This is a genomic window from Metamycoplasma neophronis (assembly GCF_006491995.1).
Classification (GTDB): Bacteria; Bacillota_I; Bacilli_A; order Mycoplasmatales; family Metamycoplasmataceae; genus Metamycoplasma; species Metamycoplasma neophronis.
The window spans coordinates 1-16,232 of record NZ_VHHP01000003.1 but is presented as its reverse complement, the minus strand read 5'-3'; the positions used below and the strand labels follow the sequence as shown (position 1 = coordinate 16,232).

The following is a 16,232-nucleotide window of genomic DNA, read 5'->3' as shown; positions in this document are numbered from 1 at the left end:
TTTAATATAAAAAGCCAGACGCAGTGCTGCATCCGGCTTATAAAAGCTATTATACTAATCTGCTTTTATTGTGTGTAAAGATTCGAGCGCCATTACACCATTATAGATTATATCAGGGCATCTAATTTCGACTTGTACTGCTGGCATAGAATCTTTTATTACAAAAAAGTAATAAATTGGATGACCAAATTTTTCGTTGCCAGGATATGAGAAATTAAAATATTTTTTAAACACATCAGTTTTTAAAATATTTTCATACTGAAATGAATCATTTTTATAATTTGGTTCGGCACTAGAATAATTGGCTCGCACTAATGCTTCAAATTCTCGATTTGCTATGATTTTAACTTCAGGGTCATCATTTTTATATGAAAAGTTTACCGTTTCATTAATCGATGATAACTGAGACGAATCAAGCAATCCATTAACTTTATCAGAACTATTTGGTATTTTGTTTAAGAAATTTGAAATAGTTGTACTTGACGTATCATTTAATGTTTCGCCGTTGTTCTCTTTGTCTGAATTAGTTTTTTCATATGCACAACTTAGGGTAGAAAATGCTAAGGGCGCTGATACGAGCGGCATGAAAATAAAAAGGTTTTTATTTTTGCTCATTTTTAATTATTTTAATTTTAGTTAAGTTTGTAAGCTTTATTTACAACATCTTCAACAGCAGATAATGGTAATGCACCATTCATTAGTATGTATTCTAATAATTCTTGGATTTTTCCGTGTTTTACACTTGGGTATTCAACACCTTCGATGGTAAATCCTGAAACTTTATTTACGAATTCTTCTCTGCTTAATCCTGATTGTTTTCTTACTTTGTCATATAACTTGATAAATACTTCTTTACCAGCGTTATATGAAGTAGCTTGACCAGGAGCCATTAAATAACGTCTTGCTTCTGATTCGGCATTACCTAGTGAACTAGCTGAATTATTTAAAATGAAGTTCTTAACATCTTCTAATGAAGCTTGAGGTCCTAGATCTGCTTTGCCTTCAATACCGAAGCCGTGTAAAGCAGGGTCAACCGCTCTACGCATATTACGTAATTGAGCATCATTTAATGATCCATAGTATTGTAATAAGTTAGCTAATTTAACAGCTTTTTGAGCATGAGTTTTATCGTTTGATGAAGCTGTTATTGAATCAGATAATTTTCAGTATACACCGCCGTGTAAGTTTTTAATTTGGTTAATCATATCATCGGTAACTGCATCTTCTGATTGAGCAGCTTCTTTTGTAAAGAAGTTGGTAATACCTCTTGAGTATGAGAAATCAACTGGGGCTGAGTAATAATCTGTTTCGTTGTTGTAATCAGGAGTTCCGTAGTAACCAGCTTCAACAGCAAATCATTCCATAAATAGAGCTCATCCTTCTGCATAAGAAGTATATTTGAAAATATTTCCAATATTTTGGTCGTTAAATGAAGCTAGGAATTTTTCGGCATATTTAACTTGGTTGTGGTGTCCCATAACTGATTCGTGGTTAGCAAATGTTGTGATAGATCATTTTGGTAAGCCATAGTAAGGATCAGCATTGAAGAAGAAACTTCCTTTTCTTCTGTCATATGCCCCGCCACCAGCGTTTTGTCTTCCAGCATATTTGTAAGTTGATACACCATATTCGCCAACTTGTTTAGCAAAATATTGGTATCCTTCTTGTTCGGTTGCTGCTTTAAATTGTTGATATGCTTTAAATGCTTCTAAGGCTCCATAGTAGAATTGTTTGTTTGTGATTGAGCCATATTTATCATTGTTATCTTTTAAAAATGCATAACCGTTAGCAGCCAACTCAGTCTTAGCTTTTGCTAATGTTTCATCATTGTCTAATTCTGAAATTTTCGCTTCATCATAAAATGCTGCGCCTTCACGTCCAAAGTAAAATTGTTCTTGGTTTAATCATTTATTAAAGTTAACAATATTGATTTCACCATTAGCATTTCTTATTTCAAGCGTTACTTCTTTAGCATCATTACCGCCAATACCATCTTCGTCGTATAAGAAAGTTGCATTTCATGCTCCGTTTTCTCCGGCAATTAAATTAGCAACTTCTGAAGCAACTTTGGTCATATTTTTGGTAGCTTTTTTAGTTAATTCATAACCTGATTGAAATACTTCATTAGCAGTTTCATCGGTTGTTGTTGCCATTTTTAAAATTGCTTGATATAATTGACCACCATCAGTGGTATTTGGATTGCCTTGGATTGATGATAAACCAACACCTTTTGCATTAATTTCTGCCTCAGTATATCCTAAACCATAGATTTTTACAATTTGTTTGTTATGGTTTCATTCTAAAGTATTTTGAACTTCGTTTATAGTATTTGTTTTATAAAGTTTAAGTTCAGGTTGATTTTCGTCAACTCCGAATTTTGAAGCTTTGAAGTATTCATTAGCATAATATTTATAAAATGCCAATTTCTTTTGATATGATGGTTCAGTATTTTTTTCAATTAGTTCAACTAGCGAAATTTCTTGAAGTTGATCATCATTCAAGAAATCATCTACTTGTTTTTTTAATCATCTATTTAAAATTGATGCTAAGTTTGATTTAATAACTAATCTTGAAACTACCACATTATCTCTGACAGCTTCTTTTAAATTTCTTAATGCTGGTTCAGCATTTTCTTCGGTCATTCTAAAGAAGTTATCATAAAATGAATTTGCTGGGTAAGCATTTTCTGGACCTAATTTGTAATAACTTAAAATGTAACGACCTTTAGAAGCATAGTTACTGATTGAAATTTCATAACTGTATTTTAAACCTTTAACTCACGCTAAAGTAATAGCGTTTAAATTGTTTTCATCAATTCTGTTTAAAATTTCAATTTGAGATTTATAAAAATCAACAATTTTTTGTGCTTCTTCTTCAGTTGGGTAGTTTTTGTTTAAATTTTTGAATTCTTCTGCTTCTAAAACACCACTTAATTTTTTGAAGTTAGTTATATAATCAGAAGTAATTTTTTGAATTTTTTCTTTTTCTTCAGTGCTTAATGCTGATAAATTTCATTTATGATTTGCAATTTCAGATTGAATTTCGAACAATGCTTTAAATTTGTTAAAGTTTTCTTGTTGATTTTGTTCTGTCTCAGCAATTATAGCTTTTGCTTTTTCGATAAGGTTTTTATTTTTTTCAATATCACTTTCAATAATATCTGGTTTTTTTAAATTATTTTCAGCTAGTGCAATAGCTCTATAATATTTATCGATTTTTTCTTTATTTGAAACTTCGGTATTTTTAGCAGCTTTATATTCTTCTAAATCATAAGCGGCAACTTTGACTTTTAATAAACTCTCTTCTTTATTAGTATTAATAGTGTTTTTTAATTCATCAATACGTGTTTTTAATTCAGATAGTTTTTTATTAAATGAGCCTTTGCGTCCTTTGATATCAGATTTTAATTGTTCTGCAGCTTCGTTTAAAGCTTTAAAATCTTCTGGAGCGTATTGAGATGCTTCTGCTTCATTAATTGAGCTTAAAACCGAATTAACCATTTCAATTTTTTTACTGTCATGTTTTTCCATTCCTTTTTGAATGCCCATAGCTAAAAGAGGTAAACCTACGGGTAATATCACGGCGGCTGACACTGCAGCGCCTAAAATAATTTTTGATTTCTTATTCATGTGTCTCCTTAATAAAATAAAATAATGAAATGTAATAAAATTATAAAAAAAAATGCTTAATTATTTAGTAAATAAATGGACCATTTTAACAATATAAAGGAATTTTTTGTAACAATTAATGTAATTTCAAGTTTACAACAAAAAAATATACTTACTAGTATTTTTTTAGTGTACTTTATTTTTATTAAATATAACCAAAAAACTAGAAAATATCCTTTAATTTTATTCAACTAAATAAAATATTTTATTTAGTTATTTTATTTTTTTAAATTTAACAGCTTTTTAATTAATGTATTGACAATTTATAATTTAAGTATCATGTTATAAAGCACTATTAAAATTTATGATTTTATGTTGTAGTACATCCAATATGTTTATTTATAATCAAAATCCTGAGTTGTTATTCATAACGATCTCTATAAAAGGAATAATTTGTCATAAAAAAAAATTAAGTTCATAAATTGAACTTAATTAATTAAATTTTTAAAATAATTTATCTTCATTAGCACTATCTTTGTTTAAAATCAGTGCAATTTCTTCTTTATATGGACTTTTATTATTAATATAAGGTGTTTCTAAAATAATTGGTATATTATCGAAATCTTTATCAAATACAAATTTTTTAATTGTCTCTAAACCAATGTATCCTTTGTCAATATTAGCATGACGATCTTTATGCGACCCTAAAGGATTTAATGAGTCATTTAAATGAATAACTTTAATATGTTTTAAATAATCGTTACTAATTAAATAATTTTTAAAATCTTCATACTTAGTTATATCATATCCAGCATCAAACACATGACATGTGTCAAGGCAAATCGCAACACGATCTGAATTCACACCTTTAATTACATATAATAAATCTTCAAAACTTGAACATACTTGGCTACCTTTTCCTGCCATAGTTTCCAAGCAAATTATGACATCTTTAGTTTGCGCTAATATTGCTTTTAAACTGTTTATTAAAGTATCCAAAGCTTCTTTTCGAGTATATTCCATCGACGAACCAGGATGCAAGACTAAATATTTAGCATTAATCGTATTCATTCGATTAATTTCTTGTGATAAAAAACTAATCGCAAAGCCTTGCTTATCTGGATTTGCTGGATTTACAATATATGGCGCATGAACGACAATATCTTCTGGTTTAATATCGTTTTGATAATTAATTAAATATTCATTATATTTATACTGATCGGTTGCTACGCGTAACGTCGTTTGCGGTGCCCCTAAATAAATCATCGCACAATTAGCACCATTATCAAGTGATTCTTCGATCGCACCAACTAAATAATTAGGCTTTTTAAATGAAACGTGACTTCCTAATTTAATCATTATTTATCCACTCTCCTTTTGTATATATTAAGTATAATCAATTGTTTAAAATTATAAATAAAAAAGAGGATTTTACCTCTTTAAATTAATCAGAATCGTACGATTCATTATTATAAAATTCTTTTAATTTCTTACGTTTTTGAGGGTGTTTTAGCTTACGTAATACTTTGGTTTCTAATTGACGAACTTTTTCTTTACTAATTCCCATTTCATTTGCTAGTTCATCAAGTGAATGCGGATGAAATTGATTTCCGTTTAAATCATTAATTCCGAATCTTTTTCTAATTAATAATCTATCTCCTGGATCGCTTAATCCGGTTTCAATCATTTCGTTTAAAATGACACTTAATTCTTCTTGACTTGCAAAATTAGTTGGGCTAATAACACTTTCATCTTTAACAAAATCTGAGAAACTAGAGTTTTCTTCTTTACCGATATTTTTATCTAAACTAATCGGATCAATATTAATTTTACGAATGTATCTAACTTTTTCTGCAGTAAAGTCGCCACCATATTTTTTAGCAATTTCTTCATCGGTTGGTGGATATCCGTTTTCTTGTTGCAATTCACGTTCAATTTTTAAAATTTTATTAATTGTCTCAACCATGTGCACTGGTACCCGCACTGTTCTAGCTTGGTCAGCCACCGCACGAGTAATTGCTTGTCTTATTCATCAAGTTGCATAAGTTGAAAATTTAAAGCCTTTAGTATAGTCATATTTAGATACTGCTTTCATAATTCCTGAGTTACCTTCAGAAATTAAATCAATAAAGCTTAGGCCACGGTTTTTATATCTTTTAGCATTATTGATAACTAATCTTAAATTGCGTTTTACAAGCATGTCCCGCGCACGTTTGTAACGGTAATTATCATTAGCGTCTTTTGCTTCTTGCATTTTTATTGCAAGATCCCTTTCTTCTTTAGGTGTTAATAACTTACCATATTTACCGATTCAGCGCATGTATCATTTAACAATATCATTTGTTTCTGTCAATTTATTACTCAATGCGTTATCATTGTCTGAATTATCATGTGAACGGTCGATTTTAATATCATCGGAATCGAAATCTCTTAGTAATTGGTTTGCTTCGAATTCATAATTTCGATTTTTCTTTTTAGGAATTCTCTCTTCAAAATCGTCGTCATAATCTCCGTATGATTCATAATCATCTTCATCATCATATCCGAATGTATCTTTGCTAATATAGTCATCATCAGCATCAAGATCCAAGTCTTCTTCATCTTCTTCGCGATTTCTAACACTACTATCATCATATTCTGAGTCAACATCAATATCTTCATCCTCGATATCTTCATCTAACTCACTAAGTTTTGATTCATCAAAATTTTCTTCTTCATCTTGAGGTTTTTCTTCCTCTTCTTCTTTGTTATTATATTCAAAATCACTTGAATCAACATCTTCGAAATCTTTATCATCTACTTCATCTTCAATGATTCCTTGTTGCATCAATTTATCTAATAATGCATCAGCCTCATCTTCGGATACAAATAATCTTTTTTTATCTAAAATACTAAAAACTTCGTCTTGGGTAAAGAATTTTTTTGAACTATTTTTTTTCTTTGCTTTCGCCAATTCTTCTTGTAATTTCTGAACTACAATTTCAATTGATGAATTCATTTCTTTTGTATTTATACTCATGTTTTCTCCTATACGTTACTTTTTGTTAATAGTTATGATTGATTTTGTAGTGTCGTTTTTTTCGGTTTTTAAATTTGAAAAGTAACGTTCAAAATCTTTTCGCTCATACGGTTGTAATAAATTATTATTATTTTTGTAATTATTGAAATTAATTACTTTTTCAGATGTTTCTAGTAATGAATTATACATTTCTATATTTTTAATTTTGAGTTCATAGTCATTATAAATTAATTCATTTATATTTTGAAAGTCAACCAATTGGTTATTTTTTATTTTTTTAACAACATAAGTGATTAATTCTTTATATCTATCATCAATATTCATGTTGATAAAATCAAATTCATTTACTTTGAATTCTTTTATAAATAATGGTTCTTTTAATATTGATTTTAAAATTCTTATTAAAATAAACTCGCGACCGACAGGAATAAGCATTGGTTCTTTTTTATTTATCTTATAAAAAGTTTTTTCGGTGTTAAGTGTATGATTTTCATCATTCATTCTGTCTAAATAAACTTCATTAACTGGGGCAAAATTATCAAAAATTTTATCATCAAAATTATCATAAAACTGGTTTATATCATTTGCTTTAGAAAAAGTGTTTTGTGATTTTTTGTTTTGATATAAAATCGCTTTAGCAAAGTTTATATCAGAAGGAAAATTAGGTTTTAAAAAATCGTTTGAATAGCTTAAATAAGATTCTTCGCTAAAAACATTTAACTTATTTATCAAAATATCTTTCAGTGTTAATTTGAGTTGGTCATTTAGATAATACATATATTCGAACCATTCTTTATATTGCTCAAATTTTTCGTTTTGCATGAGCGATTCATTATAGTGAATTGTGCTTAATTGTGCTAAGATATACGCACTCAAATCAACTTTATTTTCGCATGTTTTTAAAAGTGTTTTTCCATTATCAAGGTTATATAGTTCATCGGGGTCTTTGTTATTAGAATTAAAAATAATCGAAACTGATAAATTGTATTTTTCGGCAAAATATAAAATAATTTTTAAATTTTTCTTTGTTGCTAAAATCCCCGCTTTATCACTATCAAAAAATAAATTGATTTTGCAATTTTTTAACAATTTTAAATGTTCTTGCGACAATGAAGTCCCCATTATCGCAATAGCATTTTTAATACCAGCTTTGTATAGGGCAATAACATCAAATTGACCTTCAACTAAGTAAACTTCGCCCGTTTTTATTATTTCGTCTTTCGCATGATAGTAATTAAACATTACCTCATTTTTATGAAATACTGAAGTTTCGGAACTATTTAAATATTTTGGTTCGTTTTTAGAAGTTATGTCACGCCCTGAAAAAGCAACAATATTACCATCAGCATCTTCAATCGGGAATATTAAGCGATCATTAAAAAAATTCTTTTGTTCATTTGAACTAATTAAAGACGAATTGGCAATAGTAAAACTATCGTATTTCTTTTCTTTTAAATAGTTATAAATTGATTTGTTAGCATCAGCAAAACCTAATTTAAACTCTTTAATTAATTCTTTGTTTAGTTTTCTTTTCTCTAAAAATATTTTTAAATCTGCGCGCTTATTTACTAACATTTCAAATTGAAAAAAATCAGATGCATCATGATTAATTTCAAAAATTTTAGTTTGTTCTTTAGTAAATGATGTTTCTTTAATATTAGTTAAATAATTTTCAATATTAACATTGGCTTTTTTAGCTAAAAGCTTTAATGCTTCTATATTAGAAATATTTTTAAAATATTCTAAAAATTTCAATGCATTACCGCTTTTACCACAACCAAAACATTTAAAAATATTTTTTTCAGGATTAACAACAAATGAAGGTGTTTTTTCTCCGTGAAAAGGACAGCACGCTTTGTAGTTTTTACCCTGTTTTGTCAATGTTACATATTCACCGATAACGCTAATAATGTCAGTTTTTGATAAGACTAATTCTCAAACATTAACTTTTTCTGCCATTCAATCCTCAACAACTATTTAACAAATTTTTCTAAGTATTTTTCAACTTCATCGACACTAATTCTTTCTTGTTCCATTGTGTCTCTATTTCTTATCGTTACAGTTTGATCTTCTAAAGTTTGAAAATCTACTGTAATGGCGAAAGGTGTACCAATCGCATCTTGTCTACGGTATCTTTTACCAATTGAACCAGTTTTGTCATAAATTACTCTTATATCTGTTGTTTTAAGTAATTTATCGTAAATGTTTTTAGCAGGTTCTTCAAGTTTTTTGACTAAGGGGAATACTGCTAATTGGTATGGTGATATATTATAATCTGTTTTTAATACAATTCTTTCGTCATCTTTTTCCAATTTTTCTACTTCATAGGCATCGATTAATAAAGCTAACAATAATCTATCAAGTCCAATTGAAGGTTCAATAACAAAAGGAATAATTTTGCTACCGTCATCTTTTAAATATTCTAATGATTCCTGTGAATATTTCATATGCTGACTTAAATCATAATTTCCACGATTTGCGATTCCTAATAATTCACCCCATCCAAATGGGAATAAATATTCAATATCGCTAGTTCCTAATGAATAGTGGCTTAATTCTTCTTTTTCGTGAGGACGAATTCTAATGTTACTATTTTTTAAGCCCAAAAGTTCAACAAATTTTTTACATTTATCAATTCAGTAATAATAAAATTTTTCACTATCTTCAGGTTCACAGAAAAATTCCAATTCCATTTGTTCGAACTCTCTTGTTCTAAAAATAAAATCTCTCGGAGTGATTTCATTTCTAAAACTTTTACCAATTTGACCGATACCGAAAGGCAATTTAGCACGGGTAGTACGACTAACGTTTTTAAAATTTACAAAAATACCTTGTGCCGTCTCTGGTCTTAGATAGGTTTGTGCGGCCGTTGAATCAATTGCTCCCATTTGTGTTTTAAACATTAAATTAAATGGACGAATTGAAGTTCATTCACATTTTTCATTATCATATTGTTTAACTTTTTCTTTAATGATATTTTCCAATTCTTCGAATGTTGCTTTTTCAACATTTATCTCAGGAAAAAGATCTTTAACAATATGATCAGCTCTGTATCTTTTTTGATTTACTTTATTTTCGATTAAATAATCTGCGAAATTATCAATATGTCCTGAAGCTTTTCAAATTTTAGGATTCATAATAATTTTTGAATCAATTTGATAATTACCTTCTCTACTAATAAATTCTCTTACTCAATATTTTTTAATGGCTGTCATCATATTAGTAGATAATGGTCCATAATCTCAGGTATTAATTAACCCGCCATAAATTTCTGAGTTTTGATAAACAAAACCAGATACTTTAAGATGGTTGATTATATCTTGAATGTTTTTTTCTTCGTTTTTTGACATATATAACCTCATTTGTACTTTTTTCTTATTATTATTAAAACAATAATAATATTTTACCATAATTTCTTTTTTTCATCGCTATAAGTTTTATGATTGTGAAAAAACAAGAAGTAAAATAATACAAAAAAAATTATTTATAACGTGATTTTTAAGTTTTTTAATCATTAAATTTGTTGCAGATTGGGCTATATAATCAAATAAAAAACTTGAAAAATATGTAAATTAAGTATAATTTAAACATGTTAGATTTTATCCAAAAAAGAATGCAAAAATCAATGCAAAAAATAAATAAAAAGATGTCAATTAATGAAGAAGACATCTTAGAAGTTTTAAGAGAAGTTAAATTAGCGTTATTGGAGGCTGACGTTAACTTAGAAGTTGTAAAAACATTTACCAAGCAAGTTAAAGAAAAAGCACTAGACAGTCAAATTATCGGAAAATTAAATCAACAGCAAACAGTTTTAAAAATTTTTAAAGATGAATTGGTCAATATATTAGGAAAAAAAACTTGTGAGGTCACAATCAAAAATACACCTACCAAAATAATGATGGTAGGGTTACAAGGTTCTGGTAAAACAACAACTGCAGCAAAATTGGCAGTATATTTTAAAAAAAGAGGGATTTGTAAAAATCCATTATTAGTAGCAGATGACATTTATCGTCCCGCAGCACGTGAACAACTAGAACAATTAGCAAAACAAACCCAAATCGATTATTTTACAGAACCGGAAAATGATGCAATAAAGATTGCAAAAGATTCCGTTGCTATAGCACAAGATAATAAAAATGATTTAGTAATTATTGATACGGCCGGTCGTTTAGCGATTGACGAAAATTTAATGACTGAATTAAAAGAAATAAAACGCTTTACAAGACCTGATTATGTTTTCTTGGTGGTGGATGCCATGAGTGGTCAAGATGTTATTAATACGGCAAGAAAATTCCACGAAGACTTAGGCTTAGATGGCACAATCATTACCAAGTTAGATTCTGATGCACGGGGCGGGGCCGCTTTAAGTATTACCCATCTTTTAAATGTACCTATTACATTTATCGGGGTTGGAGAGAAATTAACCGGATTAGAAGTATTTCATCCAGATCGTATGGCCGAGCGTATTTTAGGAATGGGAGACGTTTTAAGTTTAATTGAAAAAGCAGCCGAAGAAGTTGATGAAAAAATGATGAAAAAAATCGGCTACAAAATGCTATCTGGTAAATTTGACTTAAACGACTTAATGAATAGCTTGGCACAAATTAAAAAACTAGGAAAAATGAAATCAATTTTAAAAATGATTCCCGGAATGGCCGATAAAGTTAATGATGAAAAAATTGAAGAAGCTGAACGCAAGTTTGAAATTTATACATATTTAATTAATTCAATGACAGCATTAGAAAAGAAAAATCCTAAATTATTAAAAAATGCTAGTCGGAAACAAAGGATTTTGGCCGGTTCGGGCCGTAGCGCGCGTGAGTTTAATATGCTTGTTACTGATTTTGAAAGAATGGCAAAGCAAATGCGCGAAGTAGCTAATGGCAATTTAAAACTTAAAAATGGTTTAAATATTGAAGATTAATATTTGGATTAAAACTAAAAAACAAAGATATTTGATTCTTTGTTTTTTTTATAATTTTGATAATCAAATTAAATTAATTTTAAATTAAATATCCTAAATCTTCCGTTCTGAAATTAAAAATTTTATAAATTTATTTCAAATTATTATCACTATAAAATAAAAAAGTCCAACAGGACTTTTCAATAAATCATATTAAATTTTATTATTTTTAATTATTTTTAGGATTTTTAATAAGTTTTTAGTTAAATTAATTCCAACCCATAAAAAACTGTTGAATGAGATGATGTTGTTCAATTTAATTTTTTTAATTTTTATATTTTTTAAAATTAAATCATACAACGATAGATCTTTAATATGGTCTAAAAATTTTAAAAATGAGTTATTTAAAAACTTAGGATTTTCTTTTAAAATATCAATAATTTTCTTTATTGAAGTAATTAAAGTTTTTTTATCGTTTGCAGATAGCTTTCTCATTCTTGTTGATGCGCTAATTGTTTGAATAATAAAATCTATCGTTTCGTCTATTTTACTTTCGTTTGTTATTTCTAAAAACATTTTGTCAAATAAATACATTAAATTAAATTTATTATTGACAATAATAGTTTGTCAAAGTTCATCAAAATCTTTTAATTTACTATACACATCTGAATAATTAATTAAAATATCTACTACGAAATCAACCAGTTCTTTGAATGAATCCAGCGTTGCTAAATATTGTTTCATTTTGTCAAATTTTTTTGAATTTTTAAATCCAAATAAATAATTCAAAATGTTCGTATTCATTGCATCGGACAAAGTTGCCATGGCGATTTTCTTAATATCTTTTTTGGAATCTTCAATTAATCCAGAACTTAAAAATTGCTTAAAAACATTATATGTTAAATGCTGATTATTTTGTGAAAGCGCCTTTCATTCTTCTTTTATAAGATTCAATGATAATGGTTCCTTATTTTTAAGCATCCGTTCATAAAGTCTAGCTTGTAAAATAAATAAAATATAGTCAATTCGATTGTTTTTTAAAAATGTCAAAAAAACTTCTTTAGATCTTGTATTATTACTCAAAAAATTTAAAAGTAGTTGCACCGATTCATATTTTTGCGGCGCATCATGGAATTTATCTTCTAAATACTGAATCGCTAATTTATCAATTTTATAGTCACTATATCTAACAAACAAATCCAAATAATCAGAAAAATTAATATAAGGTCTTAATTTACTTTGATTTTTTCTTTCCTGTAATGAATATATCATTACAGAATAATTCTTATTTTTTCCATAAATATCTTTAAATAAAATACTGTTACTAATATTTAAATTAAATAAATTTCGATGAAAATTCATGTCATTTAATCAATAAAGTGGGTTTGCAATATATTGATTCAAAAAAGCTACGTTATGTATATCGCTTTTAAAATTATTTTTATTTAAACTTAATTTAGCGAATAAGTCAAATCCTATTTTTTTATAACCTTTTTCAGTTGGAAAAATCGAAAAAATATTTTCATTTAAATAAAAACTATTTTCATTTCAATAGGCTTTATCATAAATATTAACATATTCAATATTATTTTCGGTTGCGACTTCAATTGCTATATTACTCAATGTTCAAAATAGATAACTATAAATACTATTTTTATTTTTCTTGTCATATAGAAAATTTTTAAAAAGTGGTTTTAAATTATTAATTGGTTCTGAATAATTTGTCAATACAATCTGAGAGTTCTTATTGATTTTTCTAATATTTTGAATTAATAATGAGTATTTCTCTTTAACTTGATTAGCTATTGTTTGGATATCATTTTTAAGTTCTTTAATTCCTGCTTTAATTTCATGATCATTAGTATTTTTAGCAATAGATGAGATTTTAGCATAAGGAAGATTGTAAAATAAGTCTGAAAATCCAAGCGTTATCGTAATTAGGTTAGCATTTTTTATCAATTCATAATATGGTTTAAACTCATTATTTTTAATATCTCAATTTCCGAAATAGAAACTAAAAAAATCCTTAAAGGGGTTTTGGGCATGTCAATCTGTCGATTGTAAAAGGTCAAGTTTATTTTCTAATGCTAATAGCTTCTTTTTATTATTAGTTACTAAAGCATCAATAAAATCAATCGTAGCAGAGGGTATTGCGAGATTATCAAAACTAACTAAATTACAATTATTATCACGCAACAATTGCGCAAAAAACGACGGGTAACCAAGGCCAGTGATTTCCCCGTTTTGCAATCTTCCATTCGTATTAAATCCTAATTTATTATTAAATCCGGCGGCAAATGAATCACCCAACGCAACATAATTAATGCCATTTTCAAAAATATTAAAATTATTTCTCTTAGATTCTGAATATTTAGGCATTTTCTTCCTCGTTTAACTGTGAATCATAAATTACATTATCCATATTTTTAAAATAACTAATTAACATATTAATTGCTTTATTAGTATCTAGCACACCATTTTTTAATAATAAATTATTTTTCTTGGCATATTCATTAATATTATTTAAAATATCAATTTCATCAAAGGCCGGTTCTAATCCAATATTATTTAAACGTCCGGGATAATATTGCGAAACCAATTTATAAATTTCTTGTATTAATTCGTTTTGATTTAAAGCTTCTTGTCTGATTGATCCGACAATCGCCAATTTAGCTCCCACTTCATCGCTTTCAATTTTTGGCATTAACAAGCCCGGGGTGTCTAATAATAAATAATTTTTGCAATTGATTCATTGTTCTGAACGTGTAATTCCGGCAATCGCTCCAACTTTAGCAACTTTAGATTTTGCCATCAAATTAATAAACGTGCTTTTCCCGACATTAGGAACTCCGACAACAACACATTTCAATGATGGTGTTAATTTCCCTTTTGCTTCATTGCGTTTTTTTAAATCCAAAAAACACGCATTTAAAGCGCTATTAATTTTAGTATAAGCCGAATTTGATTTTAAATTAGTAACAATAACTTTTCCGCGTTTTGCATATTCTTCAACAAAAACGGCTAACTTACTTTTATCCGTCTTATCAGCTTTATTAAAAATAAATAAAATAGGCTTGTTGTTTGCTATTTTGTATATTTCGTTATTAAAAGAAGATAAGGGTATCCTGCTATCTAAAATGATAATAAATAGGTCGAACAATTTTTGTTTTTCTTTTAATAATTTAAATTGCTTGGCCATGTGACCGGGAAATCAATGAATCATAATTACCTACTAATCTTTCTTTAAAATAAAATCTTTGCCTTTTTGAACTTCATATTTAGAAAGACCTTCAAAAGATCTTTGTCTCAATATTTCATATAAAACTATAGCAACTGTATTAGCTAAGTTTAAACTTCGACATTGGGGATACATTGGAATTCTTAAACAATTATTAATGTTTTTTTGCATTATTCTTTTTGGTATACCCGTGCTTTCAGTTCCGAACATTATTCAAACTTCGCCATCTGATTTGATGACTGATTCAAAATTAACGTCAGCGTAATTTTCAAGGCCATATCTTGTAATATAATAAATATTTTTATTTCCGTATTTTTTATCGAATGCTGCATAACTATCGTGAATTTCGTGTTGAATTTCAGATAATAAATGTCCGGCACCATTTCTTTTTAATCAATGAGGATGTAAATCAAATGCAATCGGTTTAATAATATGCAATTTAGCATGCCCAGCATAACATGTACGAATAATGTTAGATGTATTTCCGGATATTTCCGGTTCGTATAAAACTATATTAATCATAATAAATTATTTTACTACATTAGGGCCGCTAAAATAATTTATTAAATAATAATTATTTAATTCATAAAATAAAAAAAACAGAAGAATATTCTTCTGTTAATTTTTTTTACGTTTTTTAGCGAAATGTACGATTAGATAAATTATTAAACCAACTAACCCTAATAAGCCCAATACACTAAACAATATAATAACTTTTTTATTATTAGATTTATTTTCATTAACTTTACTTGGCACATCTGTAGTATCTGGTTTATTATTTGGATTATTTTCTTTTTCTTTACTATTATCAGAACTTTGTTCTTTTCCGTTATCAGATGTTTGGTCTACTGAAGAAGTTTGACTATTAGGATCTTCCCCTGTACCTTGATTATCTGTTGTAGTAGTACCAGAATTGGTTGAATCATTTTCTTTATTTGAAGTACCGCTGCTATCTGGATTATCTGGGTTTGTTTCAGGTGATGTTTCGCCGCCAGGTTGTTCATTTCCGTTATCAGTAGCTTCAGAATGAGAATCTGTTTCGCCATTAGTATCTGGTTTAGTTGAATCTGGGTTGTTTACTTCTCCACCTTGATTATCTGTTGTGTCAGTACCCGAATTAGTTGATTCGCTTTCGTTATCTGAAGTGCCGTTATTATCTGGATTATCTGGGTTTGTTTCAGTTGTTGTTTCACCGCCAGGTTGTTCTTTTCCGTTATCAGTAGCTTCAGAATGAGAATCTGTTTCGCCATTAGTATCTGGCTTAGTTGAATCTGGGTTGTTTACTTCGCTACCTTGATTATCTGTTGTAGTAGTACCAGAATTGGTTGAATCATTTTCTTTATTTGAAGTACCGCTGCTATCTGGATTATCTGGGTTTGTTTCAGGTGATGTTTCGCCGCCAGGTTGTTCATTTCCGTTATCAGTAGCTTCAGAATGAGAATCTGTTTCGCCATTAGTATCTGG

General features: G+C 28.1%; 11 protein-coding genes. 1 reads left to right on the top strand and 10 read right to left on the bottom strand.

Annotated elements, in window-relative coordinates:
- Positions 1-54 precede the first annotated feature (54 nt).
- The 6 genes from FJR74_RS01220 to FJR74_RS07445 all read right to left on the bottom strand — a co-directional run bounded on the left by FJR74_RS01220 (position 55) and on the right by FJR74_RS07445 (position 9,977).
- On the bottom strand, positions 55-615 hold the full coding sequence (locus FJR74_RS01220; protein WP_140914734.1) for a hypothetical protein: 561 nt from the start codon (positions 613-615) through the stop codon (positions 55-57).
- 17 nt (positions 616-632) lie between these two features.
- Positions 633-3,629 carry a DUF885 family protein gene (locus tag FJR74_RS07455; RefSeq protein ID WP_140914733.1) on the bottom strand — a complete coding sequence of 999 codons (2,997 nt, stop codon included), beginning with the start codon at positions 3,627-3,629 and terminating at the stop codon, positions 633-635.
- A 483-nt stretch (positions 3,630-4,112) separates the two neighbouring features.
- Positions 4,113-4,967 (bottom strand): deoxyribonuclease IV, encoded by an 855-nt coding sequence (locus FJR74_RS01210; protein WP_140914732.1) that lies wholly within the window; start codon positions 4,965-4,967, stop codon positions 4,113-4,115.
- An 85-nt stretch (positions 4,968-5,052) separates the two neighbouring features.
- Positions 5,053-6,627 carry an RNA polymerase sigma factor gene (locus FJR74_RS07450; protein WP_140914731.1) on the bottom strand — a complete coding sequence of 525 codons (1,575 nt, stop codon included), beginning with the start codon at positions 6,625-6,627 and terminating at the stop codon, positions 5,053-5,055.
- A 15-nt stretch (positions 6,628-6,642) separates the two neighbouring features.
- Positions 6,643-8,586 carry a DNA primase gene (dnaG, locus tag FJR74_RS01200; RefSeq protein ID WP_140914730.1) on the bottom strand — a complete coding sequence of 648 codons (1,944 nt, stop codon included), beginning with the start codon at positions 8,584-8,586 and terminating at the stop codon, positions 6,643-6,645.
- A gap of 14 nt (positions 8,587-8,600) precedes the next feature.
- Entirely contained in the window at positions 8,601-9,977 is a 1,377-nt protein-coding gene (locus tag FJR74_RS07445; protein ID WP_140914729.1) for a glycine--tRNA ligase, read from the bottom strand.
- A gap of 239 nt (positions 9,978-10,216) precedes the next feature.
- On the opposite strand from FJR74_RS07445, the gene ffh reads away from it, so the two are divergent.
- Entirely contained in the window at positions 10,217-11,551 is a 1,335-nt protein-coding gene (ffh, locus tag FJR74_RS01190; protein WP_140914728.1) for a signal recognition particle protein, read from the top strand.
- A 192-nt stretch (positions 11,552-11,743) separates the two neighbouring features.
- Here the strand turns inward: ffh and FJR74_RS07440 are convergent, their stop codons facing one another.
- The 4 genes from FJR74_RS07440 to FJR74_RS03370 all read right to left on the bottom strand — a co-directional run.
- Positions 11,744-13,909: an SGNH/GDSL hydrolase family protein gene (locus FJR74_RS07440; protein WP_140914727.1), complete on the bottom strand. Its 2,166-nt coding sequence runs from the start codon at positions 13,907-13,909 to the stop codon at positions 11,744-11,746.
- Complete coding sequence (gene ylqF / locus FJR74_RS07435; RefSeq protein ID WP_140914726.1) at positions 13,902-14,753, bottom strand: ribosome biogenesis GTPase YlqF; 852 nt, start codon at positions 14,751-14,753, stop codon at positions 13,902-13,904. The genes FJR74_RS07440 and ylqF overlap by 8 nt, the downstream gene beginning before the upstream one ends.
- 9 nt (positions 14,754-14,762) lie before the next feature.
- Positions 14,763-15,290, bottom strand: a complete 528-nt coding sequence (locus FJR74_RS07430) for a tRNA (cytidine(34)-2'-O)-methyltransferase (RefSeq protein ID WP_140914725.1) — start codon at positions 15,288-15,290, stop codon at positions 14,763-14,765.
- Positions 15,291-15,386: 96 nt separating this feature from the next.
- Positions 15,387-16,232, bottom strand: an 846-nt coding sequence (locus FJR74_RS03370) for a hypothetical protein (RefSeq protein WP_170178325.1), incomplete at its 5' end; no start/stop codon positions are given.